Below are 23,453 nucleotides of genomic sequence, written 5' to 3' on the forward strand. Positions count from 1 at the left end.
CGTAACACGCCCCTTTTCTAGCCTCGTCATCTCAAACCGTATTATTATATTTCTGTACGCGTCGCAAAAGCCCTGCAAAAAGGCAGTTCAGCCTTGCGCGCCCCGTTCTTCCTCTTTTAGCAAACGCTGACGTTGCTGCACCAACAGTAAACGCCCCAAGAGGCATAACGCGCCGAGCGCTAAGCCGATGATAACGCCCAGCCAATAGCCGTACGCGCCGTAAGCCGGTTGAAGCGCCAAGTAATGTCCGAGCGGCAGCCCGACAAACCAGTACGCCGCAATAGTCACCAGAAACGTAACATTCACATCCTTATAGCCGCGCAAAATTCCCTGCACCGGCGTTGCAACCGCATCCGAGAGTTGAAAAAACGCGGCATAAAGGAGAAAGCGCCCTGTCAATTCGATCACCGCCGGATCTTCGCTGTAAATCCGGGCGATGTGGTTGCCGTAAAACACCAACAGCACGGCGCAAATTCCGCCGACAAACACGGAAAGTCCTAAGCCCAGATAAGCATACTGCTTTGCGTCGCGAAACCGCCCCGCGCCGGTTTCGAAGCCGACCGCAATCGTCAGCGCCATCGCGACGCTAAGCGGCAACATATAGATCAGCGAAGCAAAATTGATCGCCGCCTGATGCGCCGCGATCGTCAACGTGTTAAAGCGGCTCATCAAGAGTGCGATCGCGGCAAAAATGCTCGTCTCGCAAAAAATGGCAATGCCGATCGGTATGCCGATCCGCGTGATCTCCCGCCAGATCTTCGCATCAAGGCGATAAAAGCGCTGCAGCACGCCATACGAACGAAACGGTTCTAGGCGCTGCACCACCCAGACGAACATCAGCAAGATGAACCAGTACGTAATGACCGACGCATAGCCCGCGCCTACGCCGCCCAAACGCGGCATGCCGCATTTGCCGAAAACCAGAAGATAGTTCAGCAGCAGGTTGAGCGGCAGCGCCGCCAGACTGATCCGCATCGTGATTTTCGTGTAGCCGAGTGTATCAACGAAGCTGCGAAAAATAGTCGAGAGAAATAACGGCGCGACGCCATAGGCGATGGCGCCGAGAAACGCCTGCGCAATCCGCCGGACTTCCGGCTGCAGCGCCATCCGATCGAGCAGCGCCGGTACGGCAAAATAGCCAACGAGCAGAACCAGCGCCGAAACAGCCAGCGCCAGATACACGCCCTGAATGATCTTGAACGAAATACTGCCTTTTTCCCGCGCACCGAGCAGCTGCGCAATGATCGGCACCAACGCAATCAGGATTCCGTTCAGGCCGGTAAATACAGCCATCCATATGTTCGCGCCAATCGCGACGCCTGCAAGATCGTCCGCTCCGGCATGGCCGGACATGATTGCCGCAAACAGGGCGATGGCAAAGAGCGCAACCTGGGTTACAAAGATCGGCAGCATCACGTCGCGCAACTGCCGGTATTTTTCTTTTAAAGACCACGTCTGTTTCATTCTTTTTCCTCTTTCTCCATCACTCAGACAGTTTGCTGGTCAAGCGGGTGATTTTCTTTTCCAGCCAAATTCCGTATACAGTTCCATAAAGCAGCGTATAGACGCCCGCCAGGAAAAACACGCCCGGATAACCGGTAAAAACAGCGGCAAAGCCAAAACCTGCCGAGCCTAAGATAAAACCCAGGTCCGCCGCCGTGGCAAAAAAGCCGAACGCGGTTCCGCGATTCACAGGATCGGTGCTCGCGGTCACGATCGTCCCCATCACCGGAAATGCCATGCCAAGCGCGCCGCCCATCAGCACGCCGCAAAAGCTGAGCAGAGGCCAGGAATTCGTCACACTCGTCAGACACATCATCAGTCCCATCAAAATCACCGCGACTAGCGTCAAGCGTTCCGGCGACGCCAAGCGCGTTATTTGGCGCAAAAAGAGACGCGTTATGATCACGCTCAGCGCATAGGCAGCAAAAAACGGCGTCGCATCCGCAATGCCCCGTCCCAGCATCATGAGCGGCAGAAACGTTAGTGCGCCGCCAAAGCAAAGACTGGTCGACAGGAGACTGAGCGTCGGCAGATAGACGCCGGGGTGAACGATAATCTCCCGAATCGGTCGTGTTTCTGAAGCCGTCATCTTCACCCGGATCGCCGGTCGCTTCGGAAATAAGAAAAGCGCAGCCAGGGCCAAAGCGCCGCCGACCTTAATGACTAACGACATGCCGCCCAAGAGATAAATCGGACTGGCCGCAGCCATCGCCAGACTGGCACCGAGCATGCCGAGCAGGCTATACCAGGCAAAGACCTCCGTCGTATGAATTTCCTCGAACATCAGGGTCGCCATCGTCAGCGCCGCGCCGCTGTAGCAGGCCAAGCCAATCCCTTGCACCAACGCACAGAACATGGCCAGCGGCAGTGTCTTCGCGAGCGAATAACCGCCCACCGCAAGCAGCGTCAGGCATAAGCCGATAGCAACCAGCGGCGACGTGCCAAAGCGGTCGACCGCCTTGCCCGCCACGACGCGCAGCAACAGGCCGCCGCTTGAAACCGAACCGACGACTAGCCCCACTTCAAAGCCGCTGAACGCAAGGCTGTCATAATAACGCGGCAAAACCGGCATAAAGATATCCAGACTGGCCCAATAACAAAAATTGGTCAGAATCAGCCGGATGAATTGGCGATTCATGATTTCACTTTTCACTGTCTTATCCACTCCATCTTTTCGTTGCAGCCTTCTGCCGCAACAACGACAAAACGGGCTTATGCACCGCCGGTAAGGCTACGCATAAGCCATCCATGCAACATCATAACTCCACTTACGCTTTCTTTCAGCGGTTCTCGGCCAGCAGCTGTTTCATCCGTTCCACTACATTCTTCACGTTGAAGCCATAGCGGCGGATCAATTCTTCGCCCGGCGCGGATGCGCCGAACGCATCGATCGCCAAGACCCGGCCACGTTCGCCGACGTAGCGTTCCCAGCCCATGCTCGCCCCCATCTCCAGTGCGAGGCGCGCGGAAATTTGCGGCAGCAATACGCTGTCCTTGTATTCGCGCCCCTGCTTTTCAAAAAGACTCCAGCAAGGAAAACTGATTACCGAGACATAGATATGTTCCTCCGCCAGCTTGGCCTGCGCCTCGAGCGCCAGAGCGACTTCCGAGCCGCTGGCCAGAATGAGGCCGCGCAGCGAACCGCCTTTGCCCGGCGAAAGGACATAAGCGCCGCGCACCACGCCTTCTTTGGCCAATTTATCGGTCGCAGGCAAGACCGGCAAATCCTGACGCGACAAGACCAAAGCCGTCGGCGTCGCACTCGCTTGCAGCGCAATCCGCCAGGCTGCCGCGGTCTCATTCGCATCCGCCGGACGGATCACATGCAGATTCGGCATCGCCCTAAGCGAAGCCAACTGCTCGATCGGCTCATGCGTCGGACCGTCCTCGCCTACCGCGATGCTGTCATGCGTAAAAACGTACGTCACCGGCAACTTCATCAGTGCCGCTAGGCGGATCGCCGGTCGCAGGTAGTCGGCAAACACGAAGAACGTCGCACCGAACACGCTCAGCCCGCCATGCAACGCCGCACCGTTAAGCGCCGCCCCCATGGCAAACTCCCTTACGCCGAACCAGATGTTGCGTCCCGTCGGCTGCAGCGCGGAAAAATCGCCGCCGCCTTTGATCGTTGTCTTATTCGATCCGGCTAGGTCCGCCGAACCGCCGAAAAAGCAGGGCAGCACCTGCGCCAGCGCATTGATGATTTCGCCTGAGGCCGAGCGGGTCGCCAAACTGGCGCCTTTCGCAAAGACAGGCAACGCCGCCTGCCAATTCTCCGGCAGCTTGCCGCTCATCGCCTGCGCAAGCACACTGCCCAGTTCCGGATATGCGGCATGATAGCGCACTAAGAGCGCTCGCCATTCTTCCTCAGCCTGGCAGCCGCGCTCCTTCACCGCCGTTTCAAAATGTTCATAGATTCCCGCCGGCACGGTAAAAGGCTGTGTTTCCTGCCAAGCGTACGCCTGCTTCGCACCTGCCGCCTCATCCTTTCCGAGCGGCGAACCGTGCGCCGCAGAAGTTCCCGCCTTCTTCGGCGCGCCGTAACCAATCACGGTCTTCACTTCGATCAGACTCGGCCTGGCGTCCTCTTCTTCGGCCGACGCCAGCGCCGCATCAATGGCAGCCAAATCATTGCCGTCTTCAACCCGCAACACTTGCCAGCCATAGGCGGCAAAACGCTGCGCCACATTTTCCGAAAACGATTTAGCCAAATCGCCGTCAAGCGAAATATCATTCGAATCATATAGCACAATCAGGCGGCCCAATTTCAAATGCCCCGCCAGCGAGGCCGCTTCGGCCGCAACGCCTTCCATCAGGTCGCCGTCGCCGCAAAGGCTGTATGTCCGGTGTTCAATGACCGGATAGCCGTCGCGATTGAACCGCGCGGCCAAATGACGCTCCGCCATCGCCATGCCGACAGCCATCGCGATGCCCTGGCCCAGCGGCCCGGTGGTGGCATCGACGCCTTTGGTGTGGCCGTATTCCGGATGCCCCGGCGTCCGGCTCTGCCACTGCCGAAATTGCTTCAAGTCTTCCATGCTAAGCTCATAACCGGACAGATGCAGCAATGCATAAAGCAGCATCGAGCCATGGCCTGCCGATAAGACGAACCGGTCACGATTGAACCAGTTCGGATTCGTCGGATTATGCTTCATATGGCGGGTCCAGAGCTGATACGCCATCGGGGCAGCACCCAGCGGCATGCCGGGATGTCCTGATTCAGCCTGTTCAATGGCATCAATCGCCAATGTCCGAATTGTATTAACGGCAATTTGCGCCACAGATTGTTCGCGCTTTTCCATCGTACCGCCTCCCTTTTCCTGCTTGCTTTCTCTTGCAACTCTTTCGCCAAGTGGAAAGAAAATCCCTTTTTGCCGTTTGCGCTGCGCCTTCCTTTACGCCGCCTTTTTCGCTCTCGCCGTCCCTAGCTGCAGCAATACGATGCCGAGCAAAATCAGACTGCCGCCCGACAATTGCGGCAGACTGAGTCGGTCGCCAAGCAGCAGCGCCGAAAGGAGCACCGTGATGACCGGTTCGATCATGCTGATAATCGAAGCATTTGCAGGTCCCACCCGGTTCATGCCGAGCAGAAAGCCAAGCACGCCGACCACTGTGCCAAAAAACGCGATCCCTGCCAGCGCCAGCCAACCGGAAAGCGGCAGCTCAAAGGCCAAACTGTCGCTTAGCAGGCCGCCGAGTGCGCAGAGCAGCGCCGCGGCGCCGCAAACATAGGTCGCGGCCACCAAGGCTGGAATCTCTTTTAACAAACGGTTGCTAAAGACAATATAGGCCGCATACACCAAAGCCGACGCCAAGCCCAACGCGATGCCGAGACCGCTGAGTTGTTGAAAGGAAATCCCCAGCACAAAACCCAGACCGATAAAACAGATCAGCAGCGACAGCGCCTTTTGACGCTGCATTTTTTCATCACCTAAAGCAGCCGCAATCAGCGTCACTAAAGCCGGATATGCATAAAGCAGCAGCGCGCCGATCGAAGCCGATACATGACGCAGCGATGCCGCGAACAAGATCGCCATCAGTCCATAGCCAAACGCGCCAAGCACGAGCAGGTGGCGCAACCTTTTCCCCGGCAGGCGCAGCGTCATTTTGCGCCAAGCGGCAGCCGCCGCCAGCAGCAACGCTGCCAACGAGAAGCGCACCGTCAAAATCGTAAACGTCGACGCTCCGGCCTCATACGCATATTTGATAAAAATAGCCACCGTCGCAAAACCGGCTGCCGAGGCCAGCACAGCCAACACTCCCGTCCATCGCATCTTCTCGCCTCCGTCCCTCTTTAGCCCGCCGGCTCATTCATCATGCCATATTTGCGCATTTTCTTCAGCACCGCAGTATGCGACAAACCAAGAACCGCGCCGACGCGGCGGGAAGAACGGAATTTTTTCAGCGTCTCTTGCAGGATCACTTTTTCCAATTCCGCCAGTCGTTCTTCCAACGTTTGATAAGTCGCAAACTGAACCTGGCTGATTTCGCCAACACGTCCTTCCGACTTACCCAACAGGATATGTTCACTCTGAACCTGATTGCCGTCCACCAAATTCACAGCCCGTTCGATGATATTTTCAAGTTCCCGCACATTGCCTGGCCAAGCGTAATCGCGCAGTCTCTCGAGCGCATCCGGCGAAAAGCCGGATACCGGCCGACGCAGCTTTTCGGCAAAGCGACGGAGAAACAAACCGGCCAGCAGTTCGATATCCTCCGGTCGCTCACGCAGCGGCGGCAGAAAAAGCGGAATGACGTTCAAACGATAATACAAATCTTCGCGGAACAGATTGCCGCTCACCATCTCTTCTAAATTACGGTTTGTCGCCGCAATGATGCGCACATCGAGCAATGTCTCCCGCGCGCTGCCCAGACGGCGCACTCGCCGTTCCTGCAGTACGCGGAGCAGTTTTGCCTGTAAATGCGCGGACACTTCACCGATCTCATCAAGAAACAGCGTGCCGCCGTTCGCCATCTCAAAAAGCCCCGGCTTGCCCCCTTTCGTCGCACCGGTAAACGCCCCTTCTTCATAACCGAACAATTCGCTTTCCAGCAGCGTATCCGGTATGGCCGCGCAATTAATCGGCACGAACTGCATCTTGGCGCGCGGCGATGCACTGTGCAGCGCGCGGGCAAACAATTCCTTGCCGGTTCCGGTCTCGCCCCGGATTAAAATCGTCGATTCGCTGTCGGCATAACGCTTGGCCTGAAAAAGCACACGTTCCATCGTCTTACTGACGAAATCGATATCTTCAAAAGTGACCGGAAGACCCGCCGTCATTTTTTTTACCAAATCTCTCACATCACGGTTATCGCGGATCACGACAACCACGCCGACGACTTCACGACTGCTGTCTCTAAGCGGAATCGTGCTCACCATGCAGTAGCTGGCCGTACATTCGACGTACACTTCGCGGTTTCGATACGGAGCGCCGCTTCGCAGAGTCTCTTTCACGAGCAGACTACGAGCCAGTTCCGTCTGCACCGGCGCACCGAGTACTTCCTCGAGTTGTAGACAGAGCATGCGCGCCGCCGCCGGATTACACTGCGTCACAACACCCTTTGCATTAATCGCGACAATCCCATCCTGAACCGATGTCAACACGGCATCGAGCTGTTCCGCACGTTCCTTGGAAGGCATAAAAAAAGTCCGCTCCACGCGATGGATGCCCTCCACGGCTGCCAATGCCTGCAGCAGTTCCTCGCAGCGCCTCTGTTCCACCGTCTGGCACTCGAGAAAAACCGCGCCCTGCTCCACTTCGATCGCAACAATGTTTATATCCCGTTCAGCCAGCAGCTGCGTCACTTCATACACGAGGCCGACCCGATCCATACAAGGCATGCGCAAACGCATTTTGCCACCTCCCAGCCGAACTTCATTCAAATTCTTTCCCCTCCATAGTAGCAAATTTTCTCACATTTCACAAATCTCTCAATCCAGCCTGAGCGGCAGACGCTTCGTGCCAGCAAAGCAAACGCTTACGCATTGTCAGCTTTTCAACTTCTTTCGCCAGAGTAAAAAGCCGGAAAAAGTGTTGTCGCACTTTTTCCGGCTTTTATTATGAATTTGTCTTAAACTAGCGGTTGGAATCGTGCGGTGAAGAAACGCAGCACCGGCGGTTCGTAAATCATTTCGAGTCCTTTGATGCTGTCGCGTTGTTTGTAAAGCTCGATCACCGAATCGGCCACGACATCCATATGCGCATACGTGTATACGCGGCGCGGAATCGTCAGGCGAACCAGTTCCAGTTTCGGATGGTAATTGTTGCCCTGTTTGTCACGACCGGCGGAAATGATGCCGCGTTCCATGCTGCGTACGCCGCCTTCGACATACAGATTGGCCGCCAGCGCCTGCGCCGGGAATTGGTCCTGGTCGATATGCGGCAGGAAACGTCGCGCATCGAGGAATACCGCATGACCGCCGATCGGCTTGACGATCGGCACGCCCGCTTCTTCCAGGCGTTCGCCCAGATAACGTACCTGCTCGACGCGATGCTTGATGTAATAATAATCCACCGATTCATACATGCCGCGCGCCATCGCTTCCATGTCGCGTCCGGCCAGGCCGCCGTAACTCGGCATGCCTTCATAGAGCACGACCAACTGCGTCGCTTTTTGATAGAGCATGTCGTCATTCATCGCGAGAAAACCGCCGATGTTGACGAGACAATCCTTCTTGCCGCTCATGGTTGCGCCGTCGCCGTAACTGAACATTTCTTTGACGATTTCCCGGATGCTCTTGTCGGCGTAAGCGGCTTCGCGCTCTTTGATGAAGAATGCGTTTTCCACGCAACGCGTCGCATCAAACATGATCTTGATGCCGAGCGGCTGCGTCAATGCGCGCAGTTCTTTCATGTTCTGCATGCTGACCGGCTGTCCGCCCGCCAAATTGACCGTGACAGCCAGACAAATATAGGCGATCTTCTCGGCGCCTACTTTTTCAATCAGCGCCTTCACTTTATTCAAATCCACGTTGCCTTTAAACGGATGCTCCGAAGCGGAGTCATGCGCTTCATCGATGATGATGTCGACAAAGTTAGCGCCGTTCAATTCCTGATGTGCGCGCGTCGTCGTAAAATACATGTTGCCCGGCACATAATCGCCCGGCTTGATCGCGATTTGCGAGAGCAGGTTTTCCGCACCGCGCCCTTGGTGCGTCGGCACGACATGCTTGAAACCGTACAAATCCTGCACCGCGCCTTCCAATTGGTAGAAGTTCACGCTGCCGGCATAGGCTTCGTCGCCGAGCATCATTCCCGCCCATTGATTATCGCTCATCGCGGTCGTGCCGCTGTCTGTCAAAAGATCGATATAGCATTCTTTGGAGCGCAGCAAAAAGGTGTTGTAACCGGCGCGCTTGATCGCCTCTTCCCGCTGTTCCCGCGTCGTCATTGCAATCGGTTCCACCACTTTGATCTTGAACGGTTCCGCCATGTACTTACGTGTCATTGTTTATTCCTCCTTGCGCTAATTACGGCAACGATCCAAATTTCCCGATCGTATTCCTGTCGTACAGTAGAGCAAAAACGATGCCAAGCGTGCCAAGGCGTTCCTTTCTTTGCTCACGCTTCTTTTTCGGAATCTCAAGTTTCCACTTTAGTTTCCTCTGTTGCTTTTGGTTTCCGATTTCAAACGACTCTTGCAGCATACAATTAGCAAGAAAGGCTTACCTCAAATAGCAGCGCTATTTCGGGGTAAGCCTGACTCAGTCAAACGAGAACAGTTTTATCTTGACACGTAGCGAATTAATCCGTGTTTCCCTAAGCAGTCACTGTTATAAACCGAATAAGTCTCTGACTTCCGCTTCGCCCAGTTTGTTCAGGAACGTTTCGCCCGGTTGGATCAGACCGTCAATGATCTCCCGTTTCTTTTCCTGCAGTTTGTATATCTTCTCTTCGATCGTATCTTTCGCAATCAGCTTATAAACCTGCACAGCCCGCTGCTGGCCAATCCGGTAGGCACGGTCGGTAGCCTGATCCTCGACCGCAGGGTTCCACCATGGATCATAATGAATAACCACGTCTGCGCCGGTAAGATTCAGCCCTGTGCCGCCCGCTTTCAAGGAAATCAGGAACACCTCCGCCTGTCCGCCGTTAAAAGCATGCACAAGGCGCATGCGTTCCGCAGCAGGCGTACTGCCGTCGAGATAAAAATGCTGAATGTCTTCCGCCGCCAGTTCACGACGGATCATGCCGAGCATTTCGGTAAACTGTGAAAACACCAAGATGCGATGTCCGCCGCTGACCGCGTCCGTTACCAATTCTTTGAGCATTTCAAGTTTACCGCTGCCGCCGTCATAGCCATCGAGAAAGAGACCGGGGTGACAGCACACTTGGCGTAAACGCGTAAGCAGCGTCAAAATTTTGATCTGGCTCTTGGCAAAACCGTTGGTCGCCACTTCCTGTTCAAATTCGCGCCGCGCCTGGAGCAGCCATGCGTCATAAACTTTCGCCTGTTCTTCGCTCAATTCGCCGCTGAGCTTCGTTTCGATTTTTTCCGGCAGTTCTTTCAGCACTGTTTTCTTCAGACGCCGCAAGATGAACGGACGGATATGGCGACTCAATTCGGCCATCGTTCCTTTATCGCCGTCTTTGACGATCGGCGCTTCAAAGCGCTGACTGAAGTCACGATGGCTTTTCAAATAGCCCGGCATCACAAAATCAAAAATCGACCACAGTTCGGTCAGCGTATTTTCGACCGGCGTACCTGTTAACGCGAAACGCGCTTCCGATTGCAGGCCTTTCACCGATTTGGCGCTCAAGGTATACGGGTTCTTGATATGCTGCGCCTCATCAAGAAAGCAGTAGCGAAATTGTTGCGCCTGGTAAAGATGAATATCGCGTTTGATCATGCCGTAGGAGGTGACGATAAGATCTACTCCGGTCATTTCCTGCAGCAACTCCTGACGCTGTCCCTGATTTCCGGTAATTACGAGCACCTTCAGATCAGGAGCAAACTTAGCCGCTTCTTCCTGCCAGTTGTACACGAGCGAAGTCGGCGCGATAACCAATGAAGGTTTACCGTTTTCGCTTTGTTCGGACAGGAGCAGCGTCAAAACTTGCAGTGTCTTACCAAGGCCCATGTCGTCAGCGAGAATTCCGCCGAGACGATAGTCAGCCAATGTCTTGAGCCACTTCACGCCGGTCTTTTGATAATCACGCAACTTTCCGTTGATGCCGGGCGGCACAGACCACTCTATTTCCTGCGGGTCACGCAAATCCTGCACCATTCTGCGAAATGCGCTGCTTCTTTCCAGCGCGACGCCGCCTTCTTCTCGCGCCGCCTGATCCAGGTACATCGCGCGGTAAGTCGGCAATTCGATCACCGATTTTTCCAGATCGGCACTTTGCAAGCCCAATTGTTCGACCAGCGCAGCCACCGCCTGAAACTCTTCGCCTTCCAGCGGAATAAAACCGCCTTCCGGCAAGCGATGATAGCGTTTCTTTTCTTTATAATCGGCCAGCAACGCCAATAATTCCCTGTGATCCATATTTTCATACTGAAAAGACAGTTCCATCAAACCGCTGTCGCTGTTTAAACGCACACCGGCGGACACCTGCGCCGGCGGCTGGATGCGCACGCGCAAAAATGCGTCGCTGGCCATGATTTCCGCCATCTCGCGCAGCGCAGGCAATCCGGTCAGCAGGAAATCATAACAGGCGCTCTCGCCTTCCAGCATCATTTGATCGCGCCCCAGTACAAAGCCATGCCGGTTGAAAACACCAAGCAAACGTCGCTCGCCTCTCACGTCGCGCAGCAGCAGACGTTCTCCGCCCGGCATAACGCCGCAAGCCGCATCTTTAAGGTCAAGAATGCGCTCGCCATACTGAAATTCGACTTTGGCGATGATGCTGTCCGCCTGACGATCAAGATAGATGCGGCTGTTAAGCGTTTCTTTATAGTAGCGGCTATAAACACTGTCATCCACTTCGACTTCGGCAACCTCTTCCAGCGCGGGCAATAAGCCGGCAAACAATTCTGAGGCCGCTTCGAGCGGCAAGGCCAGCGCGTCGGTCTCCTGACTTTGAAAGTAATGCAAGATGGGTTCCACTCCGGCGGCAAATTCCGCATCACAGTGGTAAATAGCCTGATCGCACCAAATATAGCGACATTGCGAATCAAGGCCGATCACGGACTTCGCATCCGGGCGCATCGTCAAACGCAGTCGCCCTTCTGCAGTCATTTCCTCCAGCTTAAATGAAATCGGCGGCCGTTCTTCGCGAACCATTTCATTGCGGCAGCGTCCGTTATCAGTTTCCACCAGGAAGGGTCGTTTTGCCATGATCGTCAAAAACTGCTGCAGCGTCTCATCGGTCAAACGCAGCCAGCGCGGTTCGGCAAAGGCCGAAGTCTCCCCCCGCCCAAACGATGCAGCACGCCAAGAGTCGCGCTGCGAGTCTTCGCGCCAGGCCGTCTGCAGCAGCGCCAACAGCTCTCGCGACAGAGAATCGAATTCCATGATCGCCGGATCAAAAGCAAACTGTTTGCCGAACACGACTGCCTTTTGCTCTCGCACGCCTTCCAACAGACGCGGAATGTCTTTGAGCACGTATTGTCGGCTGCTGCCGATGCCAAAACCAAGGCAATGCAGCACGCCCCATGGTTCGCGCGTGATCTGGTAAACCGGCGTCAAGCGCGCGGTCACTTTTCCTTTTCGTTCGCCGTTTTCCGACTCGGCGACAAGCAGAGGCTGCACATAGCGCCCCAACAACTCCTGCGTCGGCTGGTCGAGACTGACGCTCGACGCGGCTTCGACCGTAGTCGGCCCGAAATAATCGACCCAACGGTTTTGGATGTTTTTCATCACCGCGATCACATGTTTACAGGCGCCTTCATGTTCGCGCCAGGTAGCGCACTGGCATTCATAACCTACCAAAACCAGCGCTTCGTCAAATTCGACCTCGACGCGGTAATCGGTCCTTCCTGCCACCTTCGCTTCGAAGATTCTTTTCTTTCTATGAAAACGAAGCGGCTGTCGCACATGACCGTCTTCAAAATAACGACAACCTTTCTCATAACCATTTTTCAGAGCGGCTTGCGCCCGAATCGTTGCATCCGTTAGCATTTCACGTTTCTCCTCTTGATTCTGGATTAAAAGACCGGCCAGGTTCCCGCGCGGGAACGGCCGGTTCGTATAAAATCAGTCCGCCAATCTGTTTAAAGGCATACATTTTAGTATAGCATATTTTCTCCGCTGCGTCTTAAACTACATGAAAAAGAAAACGACTTTTAGCACTTCTTTTTCACACGCCCGATCGAACAAACCCGGCGACGCGCTTTTGCGCATCACCGGGTTTGTTTCAGTTTTTCTTCATCACATAGCGCTTTGGCATGCGCAGGGTAAAGCGGCTGCCCGCGCCGGGCGCGCTTTCGCACTCGACCGTGCCGCCTAATTTTTGCGTCACGATATTATAGACGATAAAAAGACCGAGCCCGGTTCCGCCGCTGGTTCTGCCGGTCGTGAAAAAAGGTTCGAAAATTTTTTGCCGGATTTCTTCGCTCATACCCCGCCCATTATCGGCAAACTGGAATACAATCTCTCCTTCCGCTTCGCGGATTTTAAAGAGCAGCGTTCCTGCCTCCCCCGGCGCAAAGCCATGCACGACGGCATTGACGACAAGATTGCTGATCACCTGCGCAAATGCACCGGGATAGCTTTCGATCTCCACTCCTTCCGCACAGTCCACTTCCAGCTGTAAGTTTGTCTTTTTGAGACTCGGCCGCAAGGTGAAGAGCACTTCCTCCAGATGCGCCTTTAAGTTGAAACGGCAGCGTTCTTCCACCATTTGCGAGACCGCTACGTTCTTAAAACTGCTGACCAGCTTGGCCACCCGTTCCAAATTGGGCAGCAAAGCCGCAAAGCCTTCTTTTTGATCCAGGCCGTACTCCTGCATCTGCTTAACGGTCATTTTCTTTTCTTCAAAAGCATTGAGCAGACGCTTCGTGTTTTCTTCCAAATAAGAAGCCGCCATGATGCCGTTGCCCAAAGGCGTATTAATTTCATGCGCCACCCCGGCGACCAGACTGCCCAGCGCCGCCATTTTCTCCGCATCCACCAATTGCGACTGCATCCGCTGCAAACTCTCCAGCATCTCTTTCAGCTCTTCTTCCATACTGCGCCGTTGTCGAACTTCTTCTTCCAAAGAATGATTAGCAAACTGCAACGCCTCATTGGAAGCCACCGCTTCTTCGTTCATTGCGCTCAATTCCTGATTGGATGCCATCAGTTCCTGCGTCCGCAAGTTCACCTTCTCCTCCAACGCTTCGTTCAGCGCAAGCATTTGCCTCTCCGACAGCATGATTTTTCGTGCCACCAAGAGGCCGATCAATAGGAAAATCAGGCCGGCCCAAACGGCAACGACAAGCATGTTTTGCTTCGCGCTTTGCGCCGCGTCCGAAATGGCGGTCGTTTCCTCTTGCACATTGCGCTGATGAAAATCAATGACCATCTTCATCCCATTGTTTATCCGTTCGAGATATAGCATGCTGTTCAATATCTTTTGCTCGGCCTGCGCGTCGTCGCCTCTTTGGCTCGCCGTCACCGCATCGTCGACCAATCGTTTGTAGCCCAGCCAGTTTTCTTTCAGGTATTGGTACAATGCATCTTCACGCGCATCTGTTTTGTCGCCCTGCAGATAGCCTTTGTCAATTTCCGCAATTTGCGCCTCTAACCGGTCATGAAAATAGACTTTTTTTCCTTCGTCCGGCGCTGCAAGCAACTCCGAAACGGAAAGAGGCACTTTATTAATCTTGTTCTGCAGTTCGACAACTTCATGAAAGCCGCTGCGCTGCGCCTGTTCGACGCGCAGCGTGTTTTGCTCGATCAGCGACAGCTGCTTGTAAAAAACAATTTGCGAATAAGCAATGATTGCGAAAACCGTCAGCACCAAGAGCGAGAGCGGTTTTTTGCTTGACTTCATACAATACCTCTCCTCTGCCAGGCACATCGCCTTGCAGTCTTTTCACAACGACTGACCGCCGCAAGCAGCAAAGAGGACGATTCGCAAACCGCCCTCTCTCAAGCTGCCGTGTTATTCCCGGAACATGATCCGCGCCACTTGTTCCAAATGAACCGCCGAATCAGTAAGTTCTTCGATCGACGCTGCAATCTGCTCGGAAGCGGCGGCCTGCCGTTCACTCAACGACAGCAGTTCCTTGATCTTGTCTTCAATAACCAGCGATTCGCCTTTAATCGCCCCCAAAATATCCTGAATCCGCTTGACCGATTCGCCGCTGTTTACAGCCATTTTGCGAATTTCTTCCGCCACTACCGCAAAACCGCGGCCATGCTCACCGGCCCGCGCCGCCTCGATCGCCGCGTTAAGCCCCAGCAGATTCGAATTGGCCGCCACGTCATTAATAAAACGCAGGATTTCTCCGGTATTGCTGATATCGTCAATAACCTTGGCATCGGATATACGCAGCGCATCCATCCCCGAAGCAAGTTCAGTGGCCGAAGCCGCCAATTCCTGCGCGGTCGCAACCATTTGCTGCGCCGAACCGGACAGCGTATGTGATATTGAATCGAGTTTTTCCCGGTTCGTCAGACTCACTGCCATATTAAGGCTGCCGACGATTTGCCCGCCCGCGTCACGCAGCGGTACCGCCGTCGACATGATCGCCATGCCGTACACTTCAGGAGGAACTACACTACTGGTTCTTTTTCCGCTGTCCATCGCCTTGCGCGCCGGTCCGGCCGGCGCTACCTGGCGCTCGACCAGATTGCACAAATTGACTTGGCTGCCCGGCTGGCAAAAAAGAATGGTTTCCTTATCGGTCACGACCACCGAACAATCCAGCGGCGATACCTCTACAATCTGGGGCGCTAATCGAATGGCCTCTTCTATAATCCCATGCATTTCCGCCATATTTTACCACTCCTTTTCTTTTTGTGGTCTTTTTTAATTTCTATCGAACCGCCGTCTTATTATTGCAGCTCTTATAAACTCTCACAAGTTATTCTCATTATAACAAATATGTCCTTTGCTTTATATGATTTTTCAAAATCATGCGATATTTTATTTTACAATATTTTCAATTTCCGTCACACAACTGTAACAAATTTAATTTATACTTAATAAAACGACATCATGCTGAAAAGGAGGTGAATCGAGTCATGAGCATCTCATCCGTCCAGCAGAATATAAATTACTATTTAAGCCGCCTCACGGCAACGTCCGGCATAGCGACCGATTCGCAAACGACGGCAACAAGCGCTGCCTCATCGATCGGCGCGGCCGCCAGTCTGACTTTGTCCGCCGCCGGCGTCGGCGCTTCCAGCAGCAGCAGCGGCGCCTCAAGCAGTACAAGCTGCCCGCAGGGAAAAAGCAGCTGCACCAGTTGCGGCCAGTGCGGCAAACCAGTTTCCAGTTCCCTCGCTCAGACAGGTTCGGCGGCAGCACTCAACTATTACAGCGCCGCAGCGCTGCAAGCGTATGACAAAACTCAAACTTATTTATAGCAAACGCATTAACGCCAGTCGGCAGACTATTTCTGCCGACTGGCGTTAACTTATGCCAACTTAAATGTTTGTCCCTCTATTTTGTAATGCGCACCGTCGACAAATTGAAAATCATTGACGTGATTTGTCGTCGCGTACCAATTGCTGAGCGTCAGTTCATTTTTTCCCGTTGCGTCAGCTGACTGATAAGAAATAAGCAAATCATTTCCGTTTTGCTTCGCCGTAAACGAGGTCGGATCAAACGCATGCGTAAACACCACTTTATCTTTTCCGTCTGCACCGATTAATGCGTCATGACCAAAGGCATCCGCAAAAACAAAAGTGTCCGTTCCCGCGCCGCCGAACAGCAAATCACTCCCGCCGCCGGCCAATAGGGTATCGTTGCCCTGCGCCGACGCAATCAGCAGACTGCCGGAATATTTATCGTCCGAACTGGCGCTGATTACGCTTGTTCCGGTGCAGACATGGTAGAGCTGATCGCCGCTATACAAACTTCCGTTAGCAAACTTGAAGTCCAGCTGCTCCTTATTCGCCTCAAATACCGTCAGCGCATTGCGAAATGTGACGCTCGCCGGCAGGTTGCCCCGGTTATCCGTCATTATAATATCATTGCCGCTTTCCGCCCACTTCATATCCTGAAAATGAATTTCGTCGACAAAATTAAACAACAAGTGACTCTCTGCACTCATCGCGCCTTTAATCTCAACCGTACTGTTGCCGATATTCGTAAAATTGCGTTGCCACTTCAATTGCGAATTACCGCGTGCGCCCTGCTCAATCAGGAACTGATACGTTCCTCCAGCCTGGCCATTGTACATGATATCATTGCCGTTGTTCCAGTAGAAGGTATCGTTCCCTCTGCCGCCAAACAGCAGATTGTTTCCGCCGCCGCCGGTCAGATAGGTAGTGCCGGAACCGGCATATATAACGTCATTGCCGCTGCCGCCGTACAATTGTGAATTGCCGCTGCCGCCGCTGATATAATTATCGCCGCTGCCGCCGTAAATAATATCATTACCCGAACCGCCAAGCAACATATCCCCATTGTTGCTGCCGTATATCACATCATTGCCGCTACTGCTGACAACCAACGCATTCTGTTTGCCGCTGACATGTTCCGCGACGCGAATTACCTGATCCGTCGCGCGCCCGAAAATTTTCACCTCTGGGATATTCAACTGTGAACCGCTCCATTGCTCGACTGGTGCGCCGTTCGTTCGTTCAATTTGCGCGCCAAGACCGATGGCACCGTTCGGATCATATAAGCCGAGCGACGAACCTGACCACAGACCTTCCGACTGCGCCGGCAAATGGCGGTCAATTCGGCTTGCGTCAATTCCGCTGATGCCCGGAAACAAATTTAATGCATCCTGCGGCATTTGCGGCGTGACAATTCCTAAATTATTAATCGGATACAATGCCGCATAATCGATATCCTGAAGACATTCGCGCGCCGTTAGAATCGCCGGAACAATAATGTTGACGCCGACATGCCCATCTTTAGCCGGATCGCTACTGTAGCGAACCTGCCCAACCGGATCTTGCTCCGTCAAGAGATTAACTATATTGCTAAAATCCTGCCCGACAAAGGAGTTCGCAATCGCCTTGGCCTGATTTGCGCGTTGCAACAGCGTACCTCCTTCGAGTCTCACGCTTCCGCCGCTTGGCAAATGTATCGTATGCCCCGCCAGCAATTGTTCTTCGGCGTACATTTTCAGTTGGCGCAACATGCCCGGCGCTTCTTCAGCCAGCGTCGGCAACGCAACGCCGGTGTCAAGAAAATACATCCCTGCCATCATTTCCGCCAAACCGCCGCCCAGCGAATGCCCGGCCAATGAGATTCCATAGCCTTTGCCGCCAAAATCTTTCTGCACGCGCGCCATTAACTCTTTGAAGCGTCCATAACCTTCGACGACCTGGTTGGGTATGACGCCCAAACCGATTTCCAAATCCGTTGCGCCATCCTTGCTTAACACCCACGTGCTAAGCGGACTGTTGGGCGATGTGCCTTCGAACGTGATGGCCACCTGCTTGTTTGCAGCGTCAACATAGGTACTGCTGTCATAGCCGCTGACCGTCTCGGTAAAATCATAGCGCTGCCATTTTTTATCGATTGTTTGATTCGTCGCCTTGTTTTCCGTGTAAATAAGCCAGGATAAATCTCCCATTGATGCGCCGCTAAGCGTTTCATTTGTGATCGTTTCCCCGGGCCGTGCATTGATGCTGCCTTCTTGCTGGGCAAAAACCGGCGCTGTCGTCCCCGTCGGCAGCGCATTAAAGATGTTGATGCCCGTGTCGATTACAAGCTGCACGCCATCCTTCACGAGATCCGCGGCATCGCGGACCGGATCCGGCTGACGGCCAAAAATCGCGATCGGGATGTCTTCGATGACTTGCTTCGCAACGCCAAGCGGATCGCCTATCACCCGGCCGACCTGTTTGCCCGCTAAATCGGCAATGCCGTCGATCAATTCTTTGCCGCTTTCAAGAACTGGATTCTCGGTTACATCCTGGATGATCTTGCGCGTCAAATTTCCGATTAAACCCATACGCTTTTTTCACCTGCCTTGCTTTTTTCACTTTGCCTCACCATTTCTTTCCCATACATACCAAACCACCCCTTACAAACTCTCATTTTTTCCCATTGCTTCAACAGAATATCCATTATGGATTTAACTGTCAACTATCTCAAAGCACCTATTTCCCATGTATTAAGTATTCTTGGTTCCACACTCTGCCAAATAAAAAATGCTCCGCCTAAAACATACCGTTTTAAGCGGAGCATTTTCTCATTGCGCACTGCTGTTAGCCAAGCAGAGCAAAACGTACAAAGGAGATCACGTTCTTTGCCGCCTGCGGGCGAACTTCGACGCTCTTCTCACTTTTCATCTGGAACAGGGTAGCCCATACCATCATTGCCAATCCTCCTACTACAATACTGTTCGCTATTATATGTCAAATTTTTCTTGTTGGCAAGGAGAATCTCATGCGTTATATCCGGACGGCCGCTAACTTTTTTACGGCTGCCAGCAAGATATCCGCACCAGCTGCAATATCGGCCATTTCGGCATGTTCGGCCGGATTATGACTGATGCCGTCGCGGCAAGGGATAAAGAGCATGCCGGTCGGCGCAAGTGCAGCCAGATGCATCGCGTCATGCCCTGCGCCGCTCGGCAGCAGGCGGTGACGATAGCCTTGTTCGTGACAAAGCGTTGTCAGCAGCTCTATCATGGAAGCGGCGAGTTTAACCGGCGCTTCTTCGCTTACTACGCTGATTTCAGCAGCAACGCCGCGCCGCCTGGTAATTTCTTCGATGGCAGCGTGCAATGCGGCTACGACCGCCAGCTTACTTTCCTGACCAATCCCCCTGATGTCGACGCCCATTTCGACGCGGCCGGGAATCACATTCATCGCACCCGGTTTAGCCTCAATCACGCCGACAGTTCCAACAATGCCTCCGTCAGCCGCTGCTTTCGCCAATTTTTCCACCTGCAGAATGATTTCCGCCGCCGCCGCAAGCGCGTCATGACGCAAATCCATCGGCGTCGCGCCGGAATGATCAGCCTGTCCGTTTACGACAATCGTAAAGCGGCTCGGCGCGGCAATGCCGGACACGATGCCAAGCTGCGCCTTAGCAACTTCCAACACCTTGCCTTGTTCGATATGCAGTTCGAGAAACGCCTTGATCGGCATCGCATATTTCGCTTCAGCAACACGCTGCGCGTCAAAACCACGCTGTGCGAGCGCTTCCGCTAGGCTGACGCCGTCTTTATCCCGATACCGTTCGAGCGCTTCACGCGTCAGTTTGCCGCAAAAAGCTTTGCTGCCCAGCGTCGCAACGCCGAAACGGCTTGATTCCTCGGCCATGAAAACCACCACTTCAATCGGGTTTGCATGCTGCGCTTTCGCATCGGCCAAACATTGCAGCACCTCGATTGCGGCGAGCACTCCGACGACGCCGTCATAGTTCCCGCCACTCGGTACGCTGTCAATATGCGAACCCAGCATCACCACCGGCGCCGCCGGATCCGTTCCTGCACGCCTGGCAATCAGGTTGCCGAAGCTGTCTTCCCGCAGCGCCAGACCGGCCTGGCGCAGCAAGGCTTTTACATAGTCCCGTCCCTGCCAGTCCGCAGCGCCGAAAGCAAGACGCGAAACCCCGCCATCGCTGTCTCGCCCGATTTTTTCCATTTCAGCAAACGTCTTTGCCAGTCGCGCCTTGTTAATCATCCCGCCACGCTCCTCTTCTTTCAATCAGTTTCCCCGCCGCTTGCGCAGCAGAGGCGTCATCTCTCCCTGATACAGGATATGCAGGTTATGCATTGCCCGCGAGAGCGCCACATACAACAAGCGTGCGTCAAACGGCGTATCTTTGAACGCTTCTTCCGACGCATCCCAGACGATGACGCCGTCAAACTCTAAGCCCTTCGCCAGTGCTACCGGCAAGACCGAAATGCCGCCCCGGTAGGTTGCGCCATCACCCGACACCAGACAAAGCGGCAGCTCACACTCCGTTTCCGCCCTTTCCGCTTTGAGCGCCGCATAAAGCTCGACGGCCTGCCTTTCTAATTTCGTGATTACAGCGATCGATTTCGCGCCGCGCTCCATAAACAAATCGAGCATTGCCGCTGTCCGCTTTACTCCATGCGCAAAGGAGCGGATCTTTTCCGCGGTCGGTTTGCGGCCAATTTCATAAACCGGAATCGCACGGCTGTGTCCCTGTGGCATCACGCGGTTAAAGATATCGATGATCTCTTTCGCCGAACGATAGCTATGCAGGATTTCGCGGTATTCGGCCTTGGCATCGGCAAACACTTCCTTGATCACGACGTTCCAGCTCGCGATGCTGCGGTACGAATGAATCCCCTGCGACAAATCGCCCATAATCGTAAACGAACCGTTGGCCGACAGTCGCTTCAGCACGACAAATTCCAGCGCGTTCAAATCCTGCGCCTCATCAATAACCATGTGATCGAAGCGATCCATATGACTCCAGCCGTTCAGCAGCATCGCCAGATATGCGAGCGGCGCCAAATCTTCGCGCTCCACCTGTCCAGCGTCGAAGACCGCCTGACTATGACGACGAATCGCATCAAGGTCGTAATTGGTATCTTTCACCGGTTTAAAGATGCCTTTTTTATTGAAGACATCACGATACGCATCAAGCAATGACGGCGCGTGCCAGCTTTTCGCATGCTTCTTCAAAAAGGTAGCCGCCTCTTTACGACAGCGCTTCAATTCCTCTTCCGTGCCCTTGCCTTTCTCAAAACGCGCCTGCATGACATCGAGATAATTGTTCACCTTAAAATTGACAAAGCGCCCCAGCATTTCAAGCCGCTCCCGATAGGGCGAAGCGGCGGCTTCCATAAATTGATTAAGCTGTTCGCGCGCCGTGATCGTCAGCACTCCTGCAAAGAGCGAGATGTCTTCCAGCTTCAGACAAAACGCGCGCGCTTTTTGCTCGACGTAATTTTCGAGAATTTGAATAAAATCGAGTGATCCCTTAAGACGCGCGGTATCTTCGAGCAGCTTTACCGCGGTCCGGTCTTCGCCTGACAAAATCATCTCCAAACGTTTGTCGGCGGCGACATTCCAGGTTTGCTGCGTAATCGCCGCAGCCAGATCGTCCCAGACCATCTGCTTGACGTCAGCCGCGTCAATCTCAGGCAACAACTCGGAAATATAATCGAGAAAAATACGATTCGGCGCAATAACGATAAGTTTTTCCGGATTCAGCTTTCCGTTATAAAGCAGGAACGAAAGGCGATGCAGACCAATCGTGCTCTTGCCGGAACCGGCTACGCCCTGAATCACGGTCACCTGGTTCAGCGGTTCACGAATGATCTTGTTCTGCTCCGCCTGAATGGAAGTAATGATGTCTTTCAACTTGTCCGCCGCACCCTCGCGCAATCGTTCGCGCAGTGCCGGATCGGCCAGCAGCGCTTCCTCCTGACGGTTCAAAACCTGGTTTAAAATATAATTATCCATCACCGCCTGCAGCTGTCCCTGCGCGATTTTATACTGTCGTTTCAGGCTGACAGCACCGCTGTAATGGTAGCGATCCATCACAGAATAACTGGCCCGTCCGTCATAGCATTCGTAAAAAACAGTCGCGACCGGATCACGCCAGTCAAAAACTAAAATATCCGCCGGTCCATTTATTTCGAGCCGCGCCGCTTTGCAGCGCCCGATATAAAAAGGTAAAAATTCATCCGTGCCGTCTTCTTTAAAATCCACGCGGCCAAAATACGGATTCGCCAATGCATTGTCCAAATCAAAGATTTTTTTGCTGTTGTCGCCGCGCAGCATCGCATGCACATAGGCGCTCACTTCATCTTTGATCGCCAGCGCATTTTGCCGTCGGTTGAAACGGTCGTCAATATCATGCTGCAACTGTGCAATAATTTCTTGCATCTCTGCCCTCGTTTGGGCAAGATGCTGCTCTTCCTTATTAAAATCAGCGTGCTGTTCTTCCATAAATCCTCCCGTTTTTATCACTGCAGCGTTTTGCCCGCTGCTTTTCTATTTGCGCAAGCTCGACGGCGGCAACTGCTTATATTTTTTAAACAAGCGACTGAAATAATTGATATCGTCAAAACCGACCGCCATCGCCACTTCGCTGATATTCATGCTGCTTTGCTGCAATAACTGCACGGCACGGTTAATTCGCAAATGATTCACGTATTCAACCGGCGCTTTGCCGGTAACGCTTTTGAACTGACGGCAAAAATGCGGTCCGCTCATATTGGCCAATGAAGCCAAGTGAGGCAAAGTAATTTTGTTCGCATATTCGCACTCGACGTATTCGAGTATCGGTTTCATTTGCTGCAGCCGCCGTTCCTGCCGTTGCCGTTTCGCAGGGCTCTCCTTATCTTGATGACGCCGGAGTAAGCAAACCAGAATCCGGTAACAGCAAGCCTTAACCGCCAGTTCATAGCCGACTTCCTGTGCATTAAACTCAGACACCAAACACTGAATTTCTTCACGCAACTCTGCATCCTCGCCAATCCAATTTTTAAAACAAATTTGATTGTTCATCAGCGGCGTCATATAGCGGATTTGACAAAAATCCATCTGACTGCTGAGCAAGAATGATAAGTCCATCTTGATTACATGATAAATCAAATGCTGGCAGTGGTTCTCACCGAAATGAAGTTCATTGCCGTTGATCACCACGACCGCTCCGGGAACGAGCGAAAATTCACTGGAATTGCAATGAATCATGCCTTTGCCCTTTTCGCACCAGACCATTTGAAATTCGCTGTGCCAGTGCCGTTCAAAAATCGGCCCGATGGTAAATTGTTCATGCCGTACCACCTTGAGCGGAAAATCACGCTTGAGATTTTCCCGCCACTGACCGTCATCATCGACTTTCATGCAAACCACCCCGTCAATATCATGCTAGTTTAGCGCAACATACTCCATGTATTTTCCTTTGATAATCTATATAATACTATCATATCCGCATCTACAAAACAGCAACTTCATG

At 53.4% G+C, this 23,453-nt stretch carries 14 protein-coding genes; 1 reads left to right on the forward strand and 13 read right to left on the reverse strand.

Annotation, left to right across the window (positions count from 1 at the left end; genetic code table 11):
* Positions 1–87: 87 nt before the first annotated feature.
* The 9 genes from QTL79_RS04980 to QTL79_RS05020 all read right to left on the reverse strand — a co-directional run bounded on the left by QTL79_RS04980 (position 88) and on the right by QTL79_RS05020 (position 15,371).
* The gene (locus QTL79_RS04980; RefSeq protein ID WP_346353847.1) at positions 88–1,464 is read right to left on the reverse strand and encodes an MATE family efflux transporter; all 1,377 of its coding nucleotides are present in this window, start codon (positions 1,462–1,464) and stop codon (positions 88–90) included.
* A gap of 19 nt (positions 1,465–1,483) precedes the next feature.
* Positions 1,484–2,656 carry an MFS transporter gene (locus QTL79_RS04985; protein WP_346353848.1) on the reverse strand — a complete coding sequence of 391 codons (1,173 nt, stop codon included), beginning with the start codon at positions 2,654–2,656 and terminating at the stop codon, positions 1,484–1,486.
* A 127-nt stretch (positions 2,657–2,783) separates the two neighbouring features.
* On the reverse strand, positions 2,784–4,805 hold the full coding sequence (gene tkt, locus QTL79_RS04990) for a transketolase (RefSeq protein ID WP_346353849.1): 2,022 nt from the start codon (positions 4,803–4,805) through the stop codon (positions 2,784–2,786).
* A gap of 93 nt (positions 4,806–4,898) precedes the next feature.
* Positions 4,899–5,777, reverse strand: coding sequence for a DMT family transporter (locus tag QTL79_RS04995; protein ID WP_346353850.1), 879 nt, complete (start codon positions 5,775–5,777; stop codon positions 4,899–4,901).
* 20 nt (positions 5,778–5,797) lie between these two features.
* Complete coding sequence (locus QTL79_RS05000; RefSeq protein ID WP_346353851.1) at positions 5,798–7,357, reverse strand: sigma 54-interacting transcriptional regulator; 1,560 nt, start codon at positions 7,355–7,357, stop codon at positions 5,798–5,800.
* 218 nt (positions 7,358–7,575) lie between these two features.
* Complete coding sequence (locus QTL79_RS05005) at positions 7,576–8,952, reverse strand: tyrosine phenol-lyase (protein ID WP_346353852.1); 1,377 nt, start codon at positions 8,950–8,952, stop codon at positions 7,576–7,578.
* Positions 8,953–9,277: 325 nt separating this feature from the next.
* Positions 9,278–12,568 (reverse strand): DEAD/DEAH box helicase, encoded by a 3,291-nt coding sequence (locus QTL79_RS05010; RefSeq protein ID WP_346353853.1) that lies wholly within the window; start codon positions 12,566–12,568, stop codon positions 9,278–9,280.
* A gap of 235 nt (positions 12,569–12,803) precedes the next feature.
* A complete protein-coding gene (locus QTL79_RS05015; protein WP_346353854.1) occupies positions 12,804–14,423 on the reverse strand; it encodes an ATP-binding protein in 1,620 nt (539 codons plus the stop codon).
* 111 nt (positions 14,424–14,534) lie between these two features.
* The gene (locus QTL79_RS05020; protein WP_346353855.1) at positions 14,535–15,371 is read right to left on the reverse strand and encodes a methyl-accepting chemotaxis protein; all 837 of its coding nucleotides are present in this window, start codon (positions 15,369–15,371) and stop codon (positions 14,535–14,537) included.
* A gap of 248 nt (positions 15,372–15,619) precedes the next feature.
* Between QTL79_RS05020 and QTL79_RS05025 the strand changes: the two genes are divergently transcribed.
* Complete coding sequence (locus QTL79_RS05025; protein WP_346353856.1) at positions 15,620–15,964, forward strand: hypothetical protein; 345 nt, start codon at positions 15,620–15,622, stop codon at positions 15,962–15,964.
* A 50-nt stretch (positions 15,965–16,014) separates the two neighbouring features.
* Here QTL79_RS05025 and QTL79_RS05030 read toward each other — a convergent pair whose 3' ends face one another.
* The 4 genes from QTL79_RS05030 to QTL79_RS05045 all read right to left on the reverse strand — a co-directional run bounded on the left by QTL79_RS05030 (position 16,015) and on the right by QTL79_RS05045 (position 23,341).
* Complete coding sequence (locus QTL79_RS05030; protein ID WP_346353857.1) at positions 16,015–18,513, reverse strand: hypothetical protein; 2,499 nt, start codon at positions 18,511–18,513, stop codon at positions 16,015–16,017.
* A 442-nt stretch (positions 18,514–18,955) separates the two neighbouring features.
* Entirely contained in the window at positions 18,956–20,194 is a 1,239-nt protein-coding gene (locus QTL79_RS05035) for a Zn-dependent hydrolase (RefSeq protein ID WP_346353858.1), read from the reverse strand.
* 24 nt (positions 20,195–20,218) lie between these two features.
* Positions 20,219–22,441: a HelD family protein gene (locus tag QTL79_RS05040; RefSeq protein WP_346353859.1), complete on the reverse strand. Its 2,223-nt coding sequence runs from the start codon at positions 22,439–22,441 to the stop codon at positions 20,219–20,221.
* Positions 22,442–22,486: 45 nt separating this feature from the next.
* Positions 22,487–23,341, reverse strand: a complete 855-nt coding sequence (locus tag QTL79_RS05045) for an AraC family transcriptional regulator (protein ID WP_346353860.1) — start codon at positions 23,339–23,341, stop codon at positions 22,487–22,489.
* Positions 23,342–23,453: the final 112 nt, after the last annotated feature.

The sequence above is a fragment of the Azotosporobacter soli genome (assembly GCF_030542965.1).
GTDB classification, from domain to species: domain Bacteria; phylum Bacillota; class Negativicutes; order SG130; family SG130; genus Azotosporobacter; species Azotosporobacter soli.